The sequence below is a fragment of the Viridibacillus arenosi genome (assembly GCF_001955655.1).
Lineage (GTDB): Bacteria > Bacillota > Bacilli > Bacillales_A > Planococcaceae > Viridibacillus > Viridibacillus arenosi.
Map to the genome: position 1 here is coordinate 64045 of NZ_MSPW01000015.1, position 19854 is coordinate 83898.

Below are 19854 nucleotides of genomic sequence, written 5' to 3' on the forward strand. Positions count from 1 at the left end.
ACTACAAACAACCAATTAAAATAAAACAGAATCCGTTGTGAGGAGTGAATATATTGAAAACAGTTGTTGTAGTTGGTGGCGGTATAACAGGTCTTACTACTATGCATTATTTACAAAAGGAAAAAGAGGACAAAGGCTTAGATATAGATTTAGTATTGATTGAAAAGAATGACTACTTAGGTGGTAAAATGCACTCAGTAGAAAAAGATGGCTTTATTTTGGAGACGGGTGCAGATTCGATTGTTGCACGTCATTCTAGTGTTATGCCATTAGTAGAAGACTTAGGGTTACAAGATGATCTTGTATATAATGGTACAGGAATTTCGTATATTTACACAAATAATACATTGCACGCGATTCCAGCAGACAGCGTTTTTGGCATTCCTACAAGTGTAGAGTCCCTTGAAAGTAGCTCATTAGTTTCAGCAGAAGGAAAAAAAGAGGCGTTAAAAGATTTAGAAATGCCTAATGAGCATTTCACAAAGAATAGCTCAATCGGTTCTTTCTTAGAGCATTTCTTAGGAAAAGAGCTTGTTGAAAAACAAATCGCTCCAGTGTTATCAGGGGTCTATTCAGGGAAGTTAGACACGCTGACAATGGCTTCAACATTACCGTATTTACTCGAGTATAAAGAGCAGTACGGAAGTATTATTAAAGGGTTTGGCGCACATAAAGAAGAATTTCAAAAAGCGGCAAATAAAAAATTCATATCCTTTAAAAATGGATTATCTTCTTTATTTACCCGTTTTGAAGAGAAGTTAGCAGACGTTACAATTCTAAAAGGCGTTTCAACAAATCATATCGAAAAAAGCGGCGACAAATATAAATTGACATTTGATAATCACGAAGCAATTGAAGCTGATTTTATCGTGTTAACAACACCACATGATGTAACTCAAAAACTATTAAAAGATCCGAATTTGGACGAGGACTTCAACGATTTTAGCAATGCCTCACTAATTACGATGTATTTAGGTTTTAATATTCCCGATAGCCAATTACCTGCAGACGGTACAGGTTTTATCGTTTCTGAAAACAGTGATGTCAAATGTAATGCTTGTACATGGACAAGTCGTAAATGGAGTCATACTTCAAAAGACGGCAAATTACTTGTGCGTTTATTTTATAAAAACTCAAACCCAGATTTTGAAGAAATGAAGCATTCAAGTAAAGAGGAATTAACTGAAATTGCTTTAGAGGATATTGCAAAAAGCTTGAATATAGAAGCAGAGCCTACTGTTGTAGAAGTGACAAAGTGGAATGATTTAATGCCAGTTTACCATCTTGGTCATGGAAAAACAGTAGAAGCTTTATCAACTAAAATGGCCACTGCATATGAAAATGTATTACTTGCAGGTTGTTCTTATTACGGTGTAGGTATTGGCCCTTGTATTAAGAACGGGAAAGAAACAGCAGAATCAATTCTAGCAAAAATACATTAAAAAACAATCAAGGTAGGTAGAAAAGAGCTAAGGGATACCAATTTCATTAGCTCTTTCTTTTTGGGGTAATTTTAATAATTTTAACGTTATGTCAAACTGCTTGAAAGTGCTAAGTGAATTGTTACTATTAAAATGAATGAGAAAAGAAGGTGGATAACATGCGGAAAAAGGGAAGTTTGATATTAGGCATTTTCTTGCTAGTAATTGGTTTAGTTTTTATTTTCTATCAGCCTATTATGGGATATTTCATTTCGAATATGTCGAAGGCAACGATTGAGCAACAAGACATAGCGTCAGCAATGAAGAATCTAGATGCGTCATTTGATTTTCAGCAAGTGGATGATTTAAATGTCAAAGATGTTGTAAAGGCACAATTCAATCAAAAAAAACTAAATGCCATTGGAGCTATTAGTGTACCTCAAGTGAATATGCGATTACCTATTTTATATGGTGTATCGAATACAAACTTAGCAATTGGTGCTGGTACGATGAAACGTGAACAAAAGATGGGAAAAGCTAATTATGCCTTAGCGGGTCATAATATGAATAATGGGAAGGCACTCTTTAGTCCTCTTACTAATGCGGAGGAAGGTATGCAAGTTTATGTAACCGACTTTAAAAAAATCTATGAATATAAAATTGATAAAATGCATATTGTACAACCGGAGCAAATTGATGTCATAAATGATTCAAATGAAAAAATGATAACGCTCGTTACATGTAATTATGATGGTTCTAAGCGACTGATTATTCAAGGTGAATTGGTTGAAATAAAAAGTTATGATAAGACATCAGCTAATAAAATTTTTGCAAATAAATAGTCATGAAGAAATGATTGTTGTTTCAACAAGTAATTGCCAAAACTCATCTTTTTTGTTTTGTAGCTAAAATATACTTATAATACAGAGTTTTGCTATAATTCTAAAAACGCTCTTGACGATATTCTTTTCTAGGGTTATGATTCTTTTAATTATTCTAACAATTAAATATATATTTCTTATCAAGAGAAGCTGAGGGACTGGCCCTTTGAAGCTTCAGCAACCAGCCATCTGGTCAGGTGCTAACTCCAGCGGATTTACAGATTGTCCGAAAAGATAAGAAGGAGCGAACATCGTAATCGTCAAGCCTTCTTATCCATAAGAAGGCTTTTTTATGTAGAAAGGAAGGGATTTTAATGGGATTACTTGAAAAATTGCAAACACAAGTGTTAACAGCTGACGGTGCGATGGGCACTTTATTATATTCTTACGGAATTGATTATTGTTATGAGGAATTAAACATTACCAAGCCTGAAGTGATTGAAAATATACACCAACAATATATAAAATCAGGCGCTGACATTATTCAGACTAATACGTATACAGCGAATGCCATTAAATTAGAACGTTATGGTTTAGAGAGCTCTGTAAAGGAGTTTAATGAATCGGCAATCGCCATTGCAAAACATGCTGCAGCACCAGGAGGCCAATTTGTCTTAGGGACAATTGGTGGTATTCGCGGTATTCGTAAAAGTGAAGCGACACTAGCTGAAATCATAGCTGCATTAGATGAGCAAGCGGGGTATCTATTAGCAGGTAATCCGGATGGTTTATTACTAGAGACGTACTATGATTTTGAGGAACTTTCATCTGTAGTGCAACATTTGAGAAAATTGACTGATGTACCAATCATCTCGCAAGTATCAATGCATGAACCAGGTATTTTACAAAATGGCTTATTATTAAATGATGCATTGCACCAATTAGAAGCTTTGGGTGCAGATATTGTTGGAGTAAATTGCCGTTTAGGCCCTCACCATACAATCCAAGCGTTTGAGGATGTAGAATTGCCATCCAAGGCATTCTTATCTGCATATCCAAATGCTAGTTTGCTAGATGTAGAAGATGGCAAAATTGTTTACGAATCAGAGGCTGATTATTTTGGCCGTGCTGGTGTTTTACTACGTGACCAAGGTGTTCGATTAATTGGAGGATGTTGTGGTACGACACCGAAGCATATAGAAGCTGTAAAAAAACGTATTGCTGACCTACCACCAATTGAAAATAAAATTGTAAAGAAGAAAAAAGTAATCGAGATTAAAGAAGCGACTCCTGATCAGCATGAGCCACTTCACGAAAAGGCGAAAAAGGAACGTACAATCATTGTAGAACTCGATACACCTCGCCACCTTGATACCACTGCCTTTATAGAGGGGGCGCAAATACTCAATGAAACAGGTGTTGATGCTGTCACTATGGCTGATAATTCATTGGCATCCCCTCGTATTAGTAACATGGCAATGGGCTCAATTTTGAAAATGCAAAATAATATTCGTTCCCTTGCTCATATTACTTGTCGTGATCGCAATCTCATCGGCTTACAATCGCATTTAATGGGTCTTGATGCATTAGGTATTAATGAGATTTTAGCAGTTACTGGAGACCCTACAAAAGTAGGTGATTTCCCAGGTGCAACTAGTGTTTATGATGTCTCAAGCCTAGAGTTACTTCAATTAATTAAACAGTTGAATGAAGGGATATCATTCTCAGGTAAACCTCTTCGTAAAAAGGCTAATTTCTCTATTGCAGCTGCATTTAATCCTAATGTACGAGTGCTTGATAGAGCCGTAAAAAGATTAGAAAAGAAAATTGAGTGTGGAGCAGATTATTTCATCACACAGCCTGTATATACGAAGGAAAAAATAATAGAGATATATGAAGCTACTAAACATTTAGAAACCCCTATTTTCATAGGAATCATGCCACTAACAGGTATCCGAAATTCAGAGTTTTTACATCATGAAGTACCAGGGATTAAGCTCTCTGATGAAGTACTTGAAAGAATGCGCGCAACGGGTAATGATAAAAATCTTGCAACTGCAGAAGGTATAGCGATTGCTAAGGAATTAATCGATACAGCCGCAGAGTTATTTAATGGTATTTATATCATTACGCCATTTACACGTTACGATATGTCAGTAGAATTGATTCATTATATTCAAGAGCTAGATCAACAGAAAGTAGGAGATCACAACTATGTTAAAACAACCAATTAAAGAACGACTCCAACAACATATTCTTATATTAGACGGTGCAATGGGGACTATGCTCCAAAATGCTAATTTAACTCCCGAGGATTTTGGTGGAGATGAATATGATGGCTGTAATGAATATTTGAATATCACACGACCTGACGTGATCGAAAATGTACACCGTGCTTATTTAGAGGCGGGTTCAGATATTATTAGTACGAATACATTTGGTGGGACTCCTGTTGTATTAAATGAATATGCATTGGGTGATCAAGCGCATGAAATTAACTTATTAGCAGTGCAAATCGCTAAAAAAGTAGCGGATGAATTGTCAACACCTGAATGGCCACGATATGTTGCTGGTGCAATGGGACCAACGACTAAAACCTTATCAGTAACTGGTGGTATTACATTTGATGAGCTATTGTATGACTTTTACGTGCAAGCTAAGGCATTAATTAACGGTGGAGCGGATTTGTTATTACTTGAAACAAGTCAAGATATGCTGAATGTTAAGGCTGGCACTTTAGGTATTAAACAAGCGTTTGAAGAGCTTGATAAAGAACTGCCTGTGATGATCTCGGGAACAATTGAACCTATGGGAACTACTCTGGCAGGGCAAAGTATTGAAGCCTTTTATATTTCAATTGAACATATTAAACCGCTATCAGTCGGGTTAAACTGTGCTACTGGACCTGAATTTATGACAGATCATTTACGCACGCTTTCAGAATTAGCAACAAGCTATGTTAGTTGTTATCCGAATGCAGGTTTACCAGATGAAGAAGGGCATTATCATGAGACTCCGGAATCATTGTCTAAAAAGCTTGAAGGTTTTGCAGATAAAGGCTGGTTGAATATTGTTGGGGGTTGTTGTGGTACCACGCCTGAGCATATTAAATCAATCCGTAAAGTAGTAGAGCATAAGCAGCCTCGTCAAATGCCTGAAACAGCGCATGGTCATGTCGTAGCAGGAATTGAACCGCTTATATATGATGATTCAATGCGCCCGTTATTTGTAGGTGAACGTACAAATGTTATTGGTTCACGAAAATTTAAGCGTTTAATTATAGAAGGTAAATTTGAAGAAGCTGCAGAAATTGCTCGTGCACAGGTGAAAAACGGTGCGCACGTTATGGATATTTGCTTAGCAAACCCTGACCGGGATGAACTTGAAGATATGAAAAACTTCATGACTGAAGTGGTAAAGAAAGTTAAAGTTCCCCTTGTAATCGATTCAACGGATGAAAAGGTAATCGAAGAAGCACTGAAATATTCCCAAGGGAAAGCAATCATTAACTCTATTAATTTAGAGGACGGAGAAGAACGTTATGATGCTGTTTTACCAATAGTGAAAAAATACGGTGCTTCTATCGTTATCGGAACAATTGATGAAAAAGGAATGGCTGTTGACCGCCATAGTAAATTGAAAGTTGCTGAACGTTCTTATGACCTGCTAGTGAATAAATGGGGAATCGCACCGGAAGATATTATTTTCGATCCTCTTGTATTCCCAGTTGGTACGGGAGATGAACAATATATAGGAGCGGCTGAAGAAACGATTGAAGGTATTCGCTTAATCAAAGAAAAAATGCCTCGAGTATTAACTATTTTAGGTGTTAGTAATGTATCGTTTGGTTTACCTCCAGTTGGACGTGAAGTATTAAACGCTGTGTATTTATACCACTGTACACAAGCCGGGCTAGATTACGCTATTGTAAATACAGAGAAATTAGAGCGCTATGCTTCAATTCCAGAAGCTGAGATTAACTTAGCAAATGATTTAATCTATAAAACAAACGACAAGACACTTGCTGATTTCACAGATTTCTATCGTGACAAAAAGAAAGAAAAGACTGAAGATGATATTCCAAAAACAGTACCAGAGCGACTAGCATATTACATTATTGAAGGTACAAAAGAAGGGCTAATCCCTGACTTAGAAGCTGCAATGAATATGTACGATTCACCGTTAGAGATTATTAATGGACCTTTGATGACAGGGATGGCTGAAGTTGGACGTTTGTTCAATGACAACCAATTAATCGTAGCCGAAGTACTACAAAGTGCGGGAGTTATGAAAGCATCAGTATCATTCCTAGAACAGTTCATGGAAAAAAATGAAAATGATACTGGTAAAGGAAAAGTAATATTAGCAACAGTTAAAGGGGATGTACATGATATCGGAAAAAACCTTGTTGATATTATTTTAAGTAATAATGGTTATAAGGTAATTGATGTTGGTATTAAAGTTACACCCCAAGCACTAATTGAAGTTATTAAAAAGGAACATCCAGATATCGTTGGATTATCAGGATTACTCGTAAAATCAGCACAGCAAATGGTCATTACTGCGCAAGATTTCAAGGATGCAGGCATCATTACTCCAATGCTCGTAGGTGGAGCGGCATTATCAAGACGCTTTACAGAAACGAAAATTGCAGCAGAGTACGATGGTCCAGTTATGTATGCAAAAGACGCGATGCATGGGCTTGAGTTAGCTAACAGACTGCAAAGTGATGATAAAGGTGAATTGCTAAATGAGTTAGAAGACGCAATTGAAAAACGTGCAGCATCGGAAGAAAAGCGTGCTGCAAGACCAGCTGTTGCTGTAGCAGAAAAACCAGTTAAAACAGTACGTTCAGATGCACCGATTTTTGTACCGACTGATTTACGACGTCATGTTTTAAAAGACTATTCAGTATCTCATTTGTATCCATATGTGAATATGCGAACATTAATTGGCCATCATTTAGGTTTAAGAGGATATAGTGATGAAATGCTTGAAAAAGGTGACTCTCGAGCAGTTGAGTTATACGAATTAGTAACAGAATTCTTGGAATCAGGTATGTTAAATCCATCAGGCATGTATCAATTCTTCCCTGCACAAGCAGACGGAAATGATGTTGTTATTTATGATCCAGAAGATAGTAAGACCGTTATTGAGCGCTTTACTTTTCCACGACAAAATAAGATGCCGTACTTATGTTTAGCTGATTTCTTGAAAACAGTTGATAGTGGAGAAATGGATTATGTTGCTTTTATGCAAGTAACTGCTGGGCACGGTGTACGTGAGGCTGCAGCACGTTTGAAAGAGCAAGGGAAATTCCTTGAAAGTCATGCATTCCAAGCAACAGCTCTTGAATTAGCAGAAGGTTTTGCAGAACGCATCCATCAAGAAATTCGAGACCAATGGGGATTCCCAGATACCACCGATTTCACTATGCGTGATCGTTTTGCGGCAAAATATCAAGGGCAACGTTTTTCATTTGGCTATCCTGCATGTCCAAATTTAGAAGATCAATCGAAACTCTTTGGTTTGATTAAACCAGAAGATATAGGTGTACATCTTACAGAGGAATTTATGATGTCGCCAGAAGCATCCGTATCAGCAATTGTTTTTGCACATCCTGATGCAAGATATTTCAATGTAGAATAAGAAAAAGCGAGATGGTTTTAAGCCATCTCGCTTTTTGCATTTATTTTAAACAGATTGTAGATCTAATTTCGAGTAAGAAAACAAAATCCATCCTTATCATTTAATGATAAATATTAAACAAAGTAAGCAGTATCAAGTGTATTTTTAATTTTATTACCAAGTATTAAGACTTGCTATATGACAGATGTCATATGTTAATCATGACAACTATATCTACTATCATGTAACTATAAGTTTTAAGATGAGAATATATAAAGCGAAGAAAAGTGAGGGACATCACATGAATAATATAGAAAAGACGAAGCAATTACGTAAGGACGTCGCACCGTTCGCTAAGTCTCATTTGAATAAAAGTATTATGCAAATGGTTAACACTTTGCTGCCACTAATAATCTTATGGACAGCAGCGTATCTATTAGTTCCAGTATCTGTTTGGGCATCGGTTGGTTTAAGTATTATCGCAGCAGGTTTTGTAGTTCGTACATTTATTATATTCCATGATTGTACTCACGGGTCATTTTTTAAAAATAAAAAAGCAACAGATATTGTTGGTACATTAACAGGAGTATTAACATTATTTTCTTATGAAAAATGGAAACGTGAACACGCGATTCACCATGCAACAAGCTCAAATTTAGATAAACGTGGTGTTGGTGACATTTGGGTGATGACAATTGAAGAGTACGTTGCAGCATCAAAAATGGAGCGATTCAAATATCGCGCTTACCGTAACCCGCTTGTAATGTTCGGATTTGGACCACTTTATTTAGTATTAATTTCAAGTCGTTTTAATCGTAAAGATGCAAAACGAAAAGAGCGTATGAATACGTATCTTTCAAATATTATTATCTTAGCACTAGCAACTACGATTGTGATGACTGCTGGATGGACTGCATTTTTAATCGTACATGGTACGACGATGTTTGTAGCTGGTTCATTAGGGATTTGGTTATTCTACATTCAACATACATTTGAAGATTCATATTTTGAAGAAGAATCTGAGTGGGATTATGTAAAAGCGGCGATTGAAGGAAGTTCATATTATAAATTGCCACTAGTTTTACAATGGGTAACAGGTAATATTGGTTTCCATCATGTGCATCATTTATCACCACGTGTACCGAATTACTTATTAGAAGAAGCACATGAAAAAGTACCACCACTTCAAAAAGCGACAACAGTAACTATCAAAACAAGTTTAGAATCATTACGTTATAAATTATATGATCCATCACAAAAAGCCTTTGTGACTTTCAAATCTGTACAAAGATTAGTAGATGAACATGATCGCTTGTCAAAAAATCAAAATGTACCTATGAAAAAAGCAAGCTAAGTAAGAAAGACGGTCATTTCTTTAAACAGAGATGGCTGTTTTTGTTTGTATGACATTTGATATAATAGGGGCAATTAGATGGGGCGGTGAATGAATTTATGCTGAGCTGGTTTAGTATTTTCCCGAAGAGTCCTTGGCTAAGTATCTATGCTTGGGTTATTTTCTGTTTACTACCGTTCTTTTTCATATTTAGGTCATCTTCATTTTTAGAAATAGCGATAGGAATTTCAATTTTACTTTTATATTTTGTTTCGTATCGTTTTTCACATAGATCACACAATGGACTAGTGTATATGTGGGTATCCTTTGAAATGTTAATTAATGTTGCGATGACATTACTTTTTGGTTATGTTTATCTATCATTATTTACGGCGTTTTTTATCGGGAATATTCGTAATACTGTAGGATTTTACATTATGTATGGCTTACATATCGCTTTTACAATTGGCGCGATAGTAGCAGGGTTTTTCATTGAAATTGATTTATTTCTTCCTCAAATACACTTTATCATTATTTCGGTTATTGGAACGGTCTTATTACCGTTTAATTTATATAACTGGAATAGGCGTGAAAAGCTTGAAGGGCAACTAGAGTCGGCAAAAGAACGTATTTCTGAGCTTAGTATCTATGAAGAGCGCCAGCGTATCGCACGCGATTTGCATGATACCCTCGGGCAAAAGCTTTCCATGATTGGCTTGAAAAGTGATTTAGCTGCACGTTTAGTGGAAAAGGATCCACAGGCAGCAGTAATGGAATTAAAAGATATTCGCCAAACAGCAAGCATTGCGTTGAAGGAAGTGCGCGAACTTGTCGCAGATATGCGTACAGTGAAGTTACGTGATGAACTTGTCCGTATTCAGCAAATTTTAGATGCAGCTGAAATGGAATTGACGATTGTAGGAGACCCTAATTTTGATAAGGTTCCAACGATTGTAGAGAATGTTCTAAGCATGTGTTTAAAGGAAGCAGTTAATAATATAGTAAAACATAGCGATGGATCGAAATGTGAAATTACATTCGTCCAAAATAATAATGAATTGCAGATTATCATTGCTGATAATGGCGTTGGCCTATCAGCAAGAAAAGAAAAATCAGAAGGTAATGGCTTAAATGGCATGCGAGAACGGTTAGAGTTCGTCAACGGAAATCTGGAAATTACTGAACAAAATGGCACAGTGCTTAATATTACTGTACCTGTCGTCATCACACATCAAAAGGGAAGTGACCAACATGATTAAAATCGTCATAGCTGAAGACCAAGGTATGCTTCTAGGTGCTATGAAATCTTTACTCAATATGGAAGATGATATGGAAGTAGTCGGCATTGGCAAAAATGGTGCTGAAGCTGTCACGCTTGTCGAGGAGCATAATCCTGATATTTGTATTATGGATATTGAAATGCCCTTAAAAACTGGATTAGATGCTGCTGAAGAATTACAAGATCATCCTTGTAAGATTATCATTTTAACTACTTTTGCGCGTCCAGGTTATTTCGAACGCGCTCGTAAAGCGGGTGTGCGTGGTTATTTATTAAAAGACAGCCCCATCGAAGAACTTGTAAATTCTATCCGTGTAATTATGGAAGGCAGACGGCTATATGCACCTGAATTAATCGATATTGTCTATGAAGAGACGATTGAAAATCCGCTCACAGAACGTGAAAGTGAAGTACTTGAGCTAGTAGCGGAGGGTAAAACGACGAAGGAAATAGCGGGGGAGCTTTTTCTTTCGCCCGGTACCGTGCGAAACTATATTTCAACCATCTTAGACAAACTAGAAGTAAGCAATCGAATTGAAGCTATTGCTCGTTTTAAGGAAAAAGGATGGAACAAATAGAGCGAAAGAGTTGGCTAAGCGAGTTTTATATAAATCCATATTGTTAATTAATCAGCATCTCCTTGTGAGGTGTTTTTTTGTTGGGAAAATTGCTAATCGAGGAGATTTGGATGAGTTGAACGGAGGAGCGAGTTGGTTAAATGGAGCCGGAGTGAGTTAAAAAGGCGAGTAGGTTAAAAGAGAGCCGGAGTGAGTCAAAAGATAGCGAGAAGGATAAAAGCAAGCCCGAGCGAATTAAATAGAAGCCTGAGTAAGTTAAATCAAAATCCAAGTACATCAAATGAAACCCAAGAATCTCTCACAAATGTTTAATTCAATAAAATACAGGACAAGATGAATTGTGAAGACATTCAAGGAGGCAATTTTATGACACATAATGATAATCATATTGAAAAGGAAGATACGCTTACCAATAGACAAGGGCATCCTATTACAAACAATCAAAACTTGAGAACTGTTGGTAATCGTGGGCCTGCTACTTTAGAAAATTATGATTTCCTAGAGAAGATGAGTCATTTTGATAGGGAGCGTACACCCGAACGTGTAGTACATGCTCGTGGAGCAGGGGCACATGGTTATTTTGAAACGTATGGAACGGTAGGTAATGATCCTGTTTCCAAATATACTAGAGCAAAGGTATTCCAAGATAAAGGGAAGCAAACACCAGTTTTTGTTCGATTCTCGACTGTAATACATGGAAATCATTCACCTGAAACTTTACGTGATCCCCGAGGATTTGCAGTGAAATTTTATACTGAAGATGGTAACTGGGATCTAGTAGGGAATAATATTAAAATCTTCTTTATTCGTGATGCTATGAAATTTCCTGATATGATCCATGCATTTAAGCCAGATCCTATTACGAATATACAAGATGTTGAGCGCTTTTTTGATTTTTGTGCAAGTTCACCAGAATCATTCCATATGGTCACTTTTATCTACTCACCTTGGGGGATTCCTGCAAATTACCGAATGATGCAAGGATCTGGGGTGAATACGTATAAATGGGTGAATAGTGATGGAGAAGCTGTTTTAATCAAATATCACTGGGAACCAAAGCAAGGAATAAAGAATTTGACGCAACAGGAAGCTGAAGAAATCCAAGCGAAGAATTTTAACCATGCTACTCAGGATTTATATGATGCGATAGAAAATGGAGATTATCCAGAATGGGAATTAAATGTTCAAATCATGTCTGATGGAGAACATCCAGAACTCGATTTCGATCCTTTAGATGATACAAAGCTGTGGCCAGAAGATCTATTCCCGTGGCATCCTGTAGGGAAAATGGTATTAAATAAAAATCCTGAAGATTTCTTTGCAGAAGTGGAGCAAGTATCATTTGGAACAGGTGTATTAGTTGATGGACTCGATTTCTCTGATGATAAAATGTTGCAAGGTAGAACATTTTCTTATTCAGACACACAGCGTCATCGTGTCGGAGCAAACTATTTACAACTCCCAATTAATGCGCCGAAGAAACGTGTTGCTACAAACCAAAACGGTGGTCAAATTTTGTATAAGCGTGATTTAGCGCCAGGACAGAATCCGCATATAAATTATGAGCCATCCATGCTTGGTGGCTTGCATGAAGCTAAACAAAACGCAAAAGAGTATACACCCTTTATAGAAGGCAATTTAGTGCATGAATCCATTGATCGACAAAGTAATACGAAACAAGCAGGGGAAACGTATCGTAATTTTGAGGATTGGGAAAAAGATGAGCTTCTAGAAAATCTTATCGGTGATTTATCAAGTTGTGATGAAAAGATCCAAAAGGCAATGATTGCATTAGCAGAGGAAGCCGATGATGACTACGGTCGTAGACTAAAAGAGGGACTGCAAAATGCTGAAAAACACTCGTCTACGCAAAGACCGTTAGCAAATATTGATGGAGATAATGCTCCTGAAGATGCCATTGAAAAAGGGCATGACGCAGAGCCGTATTAAAATGAAACGTGAGGATGATAAACCTCACGGTTTTTGCTATTGTTTTCTACTTAAAAAAATAGTCGATTGCCAAAAAAGAAATACAGCAAATTTATTAATATATAAATAAAAAATTGCGCATGCTATAGAAGGTATTTTTCGTCACTGAGTCAAATTGTTGGAATATCCTATTTTTAGGGTATATGCTTTACTTGTTACAAAATTTTAAAATAGAAAAGGAAGTAGACATTAAATGACTATTAAAGTAAAAGCAATAATAGGTTCAACTAGCTCAACTTCAAATAATTTAAAACTTGTAAACTTCATGAAAAAACGCTATGCAAACAAATTGGATATTACACCGGTATTAATTAATGACGTTGAAATGTTCTCAATTGATATTGAAAACAATCCACCAGCTGGTGCAACAGCTTTTAAATCGGATGTTAAAGATTCTGATGCAGTATTATTTGCTGTTCCTGAATATAACTATTCCATTCCAGGTGCATTAAAAAATGCAATTGACTGGTTATCACGTGGTGGTGATTATACAATCAAAGATAAACCAGGGTTCATTGTAGGTTCATCTATGGGTGTTTTAGGTAGTGTTCGTGCTCAAATCCATTTGCGTGAAATCCTTTCAAATCCAGCTTTAGCGCCAGTACTACTGTCAGGGAATGAAGTATATATAGGTGCTGTTCATACGAAGTTAAACGAAGCTGGCGAACTAATAGATGAAAGTACAATTGCATTCCTTGATACGGTAGTAGACAACTTTATTGCTTTTTACGACAAACATACTAAATAAAATATAGCTCCCTAAGTACAATCATTATGACAAAAAGCTTCTACTCTAAGACGTATAGAGAAGAAGCTTTTTTTTGTTAAAATTTTTCCTTCAACATTTGCATGCGATTATTAAACAATGTTGGATAGGACAAAAATCCAAGGAAAATACTCGATACAGCCGCTGTCGTAAGCAAGATGAAAACGATTAGCAATTGAAACTGCACTGCCTGGATAGGGTCAGCTCCAGCAATGATTTGACCACTCATCATGCCTGGAAGTTGTACAAGTCCGATCGTTTTTTGGCTTTCTATCGTTGGAATCATGCTTGCCTTTATCGCACTAATTAATTGATGATGAATAGCCTGTTTTGGTGTTCCACCTAATGATAAAATGAGCTCTACTTGATCACGATGCGCGTGCATTTCAGCTGTGAAACGATTTAAGAATAAAATGGATAGTACCATAGAGTTCCCGATGATCATTCCACTAATTGGAATAATATATTGTGCAGTTGCGGGTACAATGTGGAAGCCTAGTAGTATGGCTTGCGTCAATACTTCAACAGTCAGTAAAGTAACTGCAATTTTCCACGTAATCCCGTCTATAGATTTACCTTTTTTACGTGCGTTTAATGTAGCAGTTCCAATCATCAAAGCGATCATTAAGAAGATATAGATAAAATGATTGGAATCAAAAACAAATTTTAATACATAGCCGACAGCAAGTAACTGGATTATGGAGCGTATAGTAGCAATAAATGTATCTTTTTCTAATCCGAGTTTTAAAGTTTTTGATAAAATTAATGGAATAAGTACGAAAATCAATGTTAAGGATAATGCTAAATAGCTCATTTAATCACCCCTTGTACGAAGCGTCTTACAAGCTCATTTTGAGGGTCCTCTAATAGTTTGCTTTCTCCAGTTTCAATGACTTCACCTTTCATTAAAACCCAAGTATAGTGACCAATTTTTAATGCTTGGTCAAGATTATGTGTAATCCAAATCATCGTCACATTATATTTTTCGTTGATTTTGACGATAAGTTCTTCGATTTCTTTTAATGAAGCACGATCAAGTGCAGATGTAATTTCATCAAGTAACAATATTTCGGATTGATTGACAAGGGTTCTTGCAATCGATACTTTTTGGCGTTGCCCACCTGATAGATCATATGCATCTTTATGTAAAAAGGCGTGTTCCAAACCAACATCATCTAAATATGAAATAGCATCTTCTTCAGTTAGTTTCTTATTTTGCAATGCCAACGGAAGCTCTAAGTTTTCAAAAACTGTGCCTTTGATCATAGGAGCAGCCTGTAATGCCATTCCAACATTTCTACGTAAATCAATTGGATCATAAGTAGTAATGAGCTTATTGTGAATAAAAATTTCGCCAGCAGTAGGGGAGATTAAGCCGTTGCACATTTTGAGTAAAGTAGTCTTACCTGCACCAGAAGGACCAACAAGCGTTGTGATTTTTCCCTTAGGAAAAGATCCTGTAACGTCTTTAATTATTTGAGAGTCGCCAATTTGAAAATCAACATGGCTAAAATGTATGGCGGGATCGTATACAGTATCCATTTGTAAGCCTCCTAAAAAAAGTCTTTACTATAAATGTACCATAGTTCAAGAATAATCTTCTATATAAGAGTCGGTTGAGTATTCAATAGTTAAGCAAGTGACGTTAAACTTTTATAATCAACGTGTCAGATTTTCGATATATTACTTTTACATCCCAACACTACCCTTTCAACTAACAATATTGGGTATATTATAATTACACCAAAAAGTAAGATTTGATATGCTGAGTGCCAATGACCTTTTTGCATCCAACAGAAGAACAAACTATATTAGGGCGTTATATCTTGTTAAGGTGGGAACCAAATGCATCGTATTTTATTACATTATCAATAAACAAGACTAGTGAAACAACAAATCTTAATGAAAAAAAGGGGAATATTAGCATGATAAAAGATATTTATTGGACATGTTTTCAATATGAGGATTGGGAAATTTATTTAGCTGCTACAGACCATGGGCTTAGTTATGTAGGCATTAGTATGGATGAGTTAGAAACGATGTCTGCAAAGCGGTTTAAAAAGTATAGCCTAATAGAGTCTGATGAAAAATTAGAAGCATATAAAAAAGAGTTGATCGACTATTTAAAAGGTGTGAAACAGGAATTCGTGATGTCTCTAGATACAGGTGGCACGGAGTTTCAACAAGCTGTTTGGAAAGCATTACAAGGTATACCTTATGGCGAAACAACAACTTACTCAGCCATCGCCAATCAAATAAATAATCCAAAGGCAGTACGAGCTGTAGGTACAGCAATTGGTGCAAATCCAATTCTGATAATCGTACCATGTCATCGTGTTATCGGAAAAGATGGTCAACTTACAGGTTTTCGTAGCGGTATACCGATGAAAAAAGCACTACTTGCATTAGAAAAATAAAGTACATGAGACATGAAAATGAAGAAATTATTTTACCAAATTGATGCAAAAAAATTGAGTTTCTTCCTATATAAATAGTAACTATAAAATAAATTGATAACGTTTGCGAGATTCTCATATTACCTTTCAAATATTTTATAGTTCACATAACCTAATAATGTCCGTCTGTTTGAAGTTGTCTTGAAAAATAATACAATTCCAATTTTTGTTTGAAAACTCAAATCAATCTAATGTGAAAATCGTTTATTTTATTGGCGTAAATTATATTTTGGCAAAATGAAAAGCCAATTCAAAATTTGATTGAATTGGCTTGAGAATTTGTAAGTTTATTGGTGATGAGGGAAGAGTGGCAATGTCCCTAAGAAAATAATGTCATCCCTTTTAATAGCATCACCTTCTGCTAAAATAGCTGCTTTTGCAACAACTCGACCGCCTGCTTTTGTTACTAGCTCTTCTAATACTTTGATAGACGCCCCAGTGCTAATTACATCATCAATAATTGCAACCCGCTTATATTTTAAAAAGGCTACGTCATGGAAGTCTAAACATAGGATTTGTTTTTCGTCTGTCGTAATGGATTTCACTTCATGAATAAGTGGTTCAAGCATATAAGCTTTTAATGATTTACGCGCTACGACATAACGTGGTAATTTCATACGCTTTGTAAGTTCATACACTAAAGGAATCCCTTTTGCTTCTGCTGTAATGAGTAGATCTACATCAGGTAGCTTTTCGGCAAGGGCAGTAGCTGCTGCATCCACCATCTCTATATCACCTAATAAAACAAAGCTAGCTATAGATAGATTTTCTTTAATTTGAATAATGGGTAAATGTCGCTTTAAACCCACGACATGTAATTCATAAGTTTTCATTGCATAAAATCCTCCGATTTACAAAATGACTAATGAGACAAATTCAAAAAATACCCGATGGCTTATATAAATAGGTCTCTAATAGTCTTTACATTTTCAGATGATTTAAGTCGTAATAATGCGCATCATCAAAAAATAACGTGACACATTCCTTAATATAACAATTTCACGATGACTACCTAGATATTTTCAATACACTTTACTGGAAGTATACGGGATTGTTCGATTCAAAAACAATGTTATCACCTTTAAAACTATTGTTCAAATTAATAGTTGATGGATTACTGAGAAAATTAAGAAATTTACAGTGTAATTAATGAAAAAATATAAGGTTCATGAGATAGAATAACGGTTTTCAAAACATGTTTAACGTTAAATAGTGTATACTATGACTAATTACGATGGTGGAAGAAGGGACTAAGTATGAAGTCGAAATATCCAGATGATAGCTTAGCGCTACATACAGACTTATATCAGATAAACATGGCAGAATCTTATTGGGCAGATGGTATACATAATAGAAAATCAGTGTTTGAGCTGTATTTCAGAAAATTACCATTTGGCAACGGTTTTGCAATTTTTGCTGGTCTAGAAAGAATGCTGGAATATTTACGTGATTTCCGTTTTAGTGAAAGTGATTTAGAGTATTTGCAAAATGATTTAGGTTATAGCGAAGATTTTATAGAATATTTAAGAGATTTACGCTTTACCGGAGATGTATATTCAATGGTTGAAGGTGAATTAGTCTTCGGTAATGAACCGATTGTTCGTATTGAAGCGCCTTTAGTAGAAGCACAATTAGTTGAAACGGCGCTACTAAACATTGTCAATTATCAAACATTGATTGCTACAAAAGCAAGTCGTATTAAGCAAATTGTAAAAGACGATGTAGTAATGGAATTTGGTACACGTCGTGCACAGGAGATGGATGCAGCTATTTGGGGTACACGTGCAGCAATTATTGGTGGGTTGGAATCGACAAGTAATGTGCGAGCAGGTAAATTGTTTAATTTGCCAGTTGCAGGCACTCATGCTCACTCCCTTGTTCAAGCTTATAAAAACGATTACGAGGCGTTTCATGCTTATGCAAGACGTCATAAAGACTGTGTATTTTTAGTTGATACGTATAATACATTAAAATCAGGAGTTCCAACTGCGATCAAAGTAGCAAAAGAACTGGGCGATAAGATTAACTTTATAGGTATTCGCTTAGACAGTGGAGACATTGCATTTTTATCAAAAGCGGCACGTAAAATGTTAGATGACGCTGGATTCCCAAATGCCAAAATCGTTGTATCAAATGATTTAGATGAATATACTATTTTGAACTTAAAAGCTCAAAATGCAATGGTTGATATGTGGGGTATTGGTACAAAACTAATTACTGGTTACGATCAACCTGCTTTAGGTGCAGTGTATAAAATAGTATCCATTGAAAAAGAAAATGGGCAAATGGAAGATACCATTAAAATTTCTGCTAATGCTGAAAAAGTGTCGACACCTGGGATGAAAAAATTATATCGCATCATCGATCGTGAGAATGGTAAAGCAGAGGGTGACTACATTACGATGTTTGATGAGGATCCTCAATTAGAGGAACGTATTAAAATGTTCCATCCTGTGCATACATTCATCTCTAAATTCGTCACTAATTTTGAAGCAAAAAATTTACACACAAAAGTGGTTGAAAATGGACAAGTAATCTACGAAAGTCCTTCTGTACAAGAGATGCGAGAGTACGCAACTGAAAATTTAGACTTATTATGGGATGAATATAAGCGTTCTTTAAATCCAGAGGAATATCCAGTCGATTTAAGCCAAAAATGCTGGGATAATAAAATGCGTAACATTCAAGAAGTGAAAGATATGGTTGAACAAATCGATCTTGGGTAAGGAGGTAAGTAGTATGTCAAATTTACAAAAACAAATTATTGAAGAACTAAGAGTACTACCAATAATCGATGTACAAGAAGAAATTCGTCGTTCAGTAGATTTCCTAAAAGCATACGCACTTAAGCATTCTTTCGTAAAAGGTTTTGTTTTAGGTATATCTGGTGGTCAGGATTCCACTTTGAGTGGTAAACTGGCGCAAATGGCAGTAGATGAACTAAATGCACAAGTTGGTAAAGATCAATATTCTTTTTGGGCAGTGCGTCTTCCATATGGAGTACAATCAGATGAACAGGATTGCCAAGATGCAATTGATTTTATCCAACCGACAAAAGTATATACTGTAAATATTAAGGCAGCTGTAGATGCTGGTGTACAAGCTTTGGCTGATGCGGGAGTTGTACTTTCTGATTTTGTAAAAGGGAATGAAAAAGCACGCGAACGTATGAAAGTTCACTTTGCAATTGCAGCAACAAATGCTGGGATTGTCATTGGGACAGACCATGCGGCAGAAGCCATTACCGGGTTCTATACTAAGTTCGGTGATGGCGGGGCAGATGTTGTACCGATATTCCGCTTAAACAAGCGCCAAGGTAGAGCGTTACTTGAGGAGCTTGGATGTCCGAAACATTTGTACGAAAAGACACCAACAGCAGATTTAGAAGAAGAGCGTCCTTCATTACCCGATGAAGTTGCGTTAGGTGTGACATATGATCAAATTGATGATTATTTGGAAGGTAAAGAAATTCCTGATGAGGCTCGTAAAGTCTTAGAAGGACATTACTTACGTTCGCAACATAAACGCCACCTACCAATAACTGTGTATGATGATTTTTGGAAGTAATTAAATAACATAGATG

At 36.1% G+C, this 19854-nt stretch carries 15 protein-coding genes and 1 riboswitch; of the genes, 12 read left to right on the forward strand and 3 right to left on the reverse strand.

Going from position 1 to position 19854, the window contains the following annotated elements:
- Positions 1–53: 53 nt before the first annotated feature.
- The 9 genes from BK137_RS19820 (at position 54) to BK137_RS19860 (ending at position 13797) form a co-directional block, all read left to right on the forward strand.
- Positions 54–1442: a protoporphyrinogen oxidase gene (locus BK137_RS19820; protein ID WP_038179397.1), complete on the forward strand. Its 1389-nt coding sequence runs from the start codon at positions 54–56 to the stop codon at positions 1440–1442.
- A 158-nt stretch (positions 1443–1600) separates the two neighbouring features.
- Positions 1601–2263 (forward strand): class A sortase, encoded by a 663-nt coding sequence (locus tag BK137_RS19825; protein WP_038179395.1) that lies wholly within the window; start codon positions 1601–1603, stop codon positions 2261–2263.
- Between the two features lie 173 nt (positions 2264–2436).
- Positions 2437–2543, forward strand: a riboswitch (SAM riboswitch).
- Positions 2544–2616: 73 nt separating this feature from the next.
- Positions 2617–4476, forward strand: a complete 1860-nt coding sequence (locus tag BK137_RS19830; protein ID WP_038179393.1) for a bifunctional homocysteine S-methyltransferase/methylenetetrahydrofolate reductase — start codon at positions 2617–2619, stop codon at positions 4474–4476.
- Entirely contained in the window at positions 4457–7891 is a 3435-nt protein-coding gene (metH, locus tag BK137_RS19835) for a methionine synthase (RefSeq protein ID WP_038179384.1), read from the forward strand. The genes BK137_RS19830 and metH overlap by 20 nt, the downstream gene beginning before the upstream one ends.
- A 280-nt stretch (positions 7892–8171) precedes the next feature.
- Positions 8172–9224, forward strand: a complete 1053-nt coding sequence (desA, locus tag BK137_RS19840) for a Delta(5) desaturase DesA (RefSeq protein ID WP_038179383.1) — start codon at positions 8172–8174, stop codon at positions 9222–9224.
- A 98-nt stretch (positions 9225–9322) separates the two neighbouring features.
- Positions 9323–10462, forward strand: a complete 1140-nt coding sequence (locus tag BK137_RS19845; protein ID WP_076035270.1) for a sensor histidine kinase — start codon at positions 9323–9325, stop codon at positions 10460–10462.
- The gene (locus tag BK137_RS19850) at positions 10455–11060 is read left to right on the forward strand and encodes a response regulator transcription factor (RefSeq protein ID WP_038179381.1); all 606 of its coding nucleotides are present in this window, start codon (positions 10455–10457) and stop codon (positions 11058–11060) included. The genes BK137_RS19845 and BK137_RS19850 overlap by 8 nt, the downstream gene beginning before the upstream one ends.
- Positions 11061–11426: 366 nt before the next feature.
- A complete protein-coding gene (locus BK137_RS19855; protein ID WP_038179379.1) occupies positions 11427–13010 on the forward strand; it encodes a catalase in 1584 nt (527 codons plus the stop codon).
- A 232-nt stretch (positions 13011–13242) separates the two neighbouring features.
- Positions 13243–13797, forward strand: a complete 555-nt coding sequence (locus BK137_RS19860; RefSeq protein WP_081729998.1) for an NADPH-dependent FMN reductase — start codon at positions 13243–13245, stop codon at positions 13795–13797.
- Positions 13798–13873: 76 nt separating this feature from the next.
- Here the strand turns inward: BK137_RS19860 and BK137_RS19865 are convergent, their stop codons facing one another.
- A complete protein-coding gene (locus tag BK137_RS19865; protein WP_038179377.1) occupies positions 13874–14629 on the reverse strand; it encodes an ABC transporter permease in 756 nt (251 codons plus the stop codon).
- Complete coding sequence (locus BK137_RS19870) at positions 14626–15357, reverse strand: ABC transporter ATP-binding protein (RefSeq protein WP_038179375.1); 732 nt, start codon at positions 15355–15357, stop codon at positions 14626–14628. Before BK137_RS19870 ends, BK137_RS19865 begins: the two co-directional genes overlap by 4 nt.
- 383 nt (positions 15358–15740) lie before the next feature.
- Between BK137_RS19870 and BK137_RS19875 the strand changes: the two genes are divergently transcribed.
- Entirely contained in the window at positions 15741–16232 is a 492-nt protein-coding gene (locus BK137_RS19875; RefSeq protein ID WP_038179373.1) for a methylated-DNA--[protein]-cysteine S-methyltransferase, read from the forward strand.
- A 326-nt stretch (positions 16233–16558) separates the two neighbouring features.
- Here BK137_RS19875 and BK137_RS19880 read toward each other — a convergent pair whose 3' ends face one another.
- Positions 16559–17104, reverse strand: a complete 546-nt coding sequence (locus BK137_RS19880; protein ID WP_038179372.1) for a phosphoribosyltransferase family protein — start codon at positions 17102–17104, stop codon at positions 16559–16561.
- Positions 17105–17527: 423 nt separating this feature from the next.
- Between BK137_RS19880 and BK137_RS19885 the strand changes: the two genes are divergently transcribed.
- Positions 17528–18997 carry a nicotinate phosphoribosyltransferase gene (locus BK137_RS19885; RefSeq protein WP_038179369.1) on the forward strand — a complete coding sequence of 490 codons (1470 nt, stop codon included), beginning with the start codon at positions 17528–17530 and terminating at the stop codon, positions 18995–18997.
- A gap of 13 nt (positions 18998–19010) precedes the next feature.
- Positions 19011–19838 carry an ammonia-dependent NAD(+) synthetase gene (nadE, locus tag BK137_RS19890; protein ID WP_038179367.1) on the forward strand — a complete coding sequence of 276 codons (828 nt, stop codon included), beginning with the start codon at positions 19011–19013 and terminating at the stop codon, positions 19836–19838.
- Positions 19839–19854: the final 16 nt, after the last annotated feature.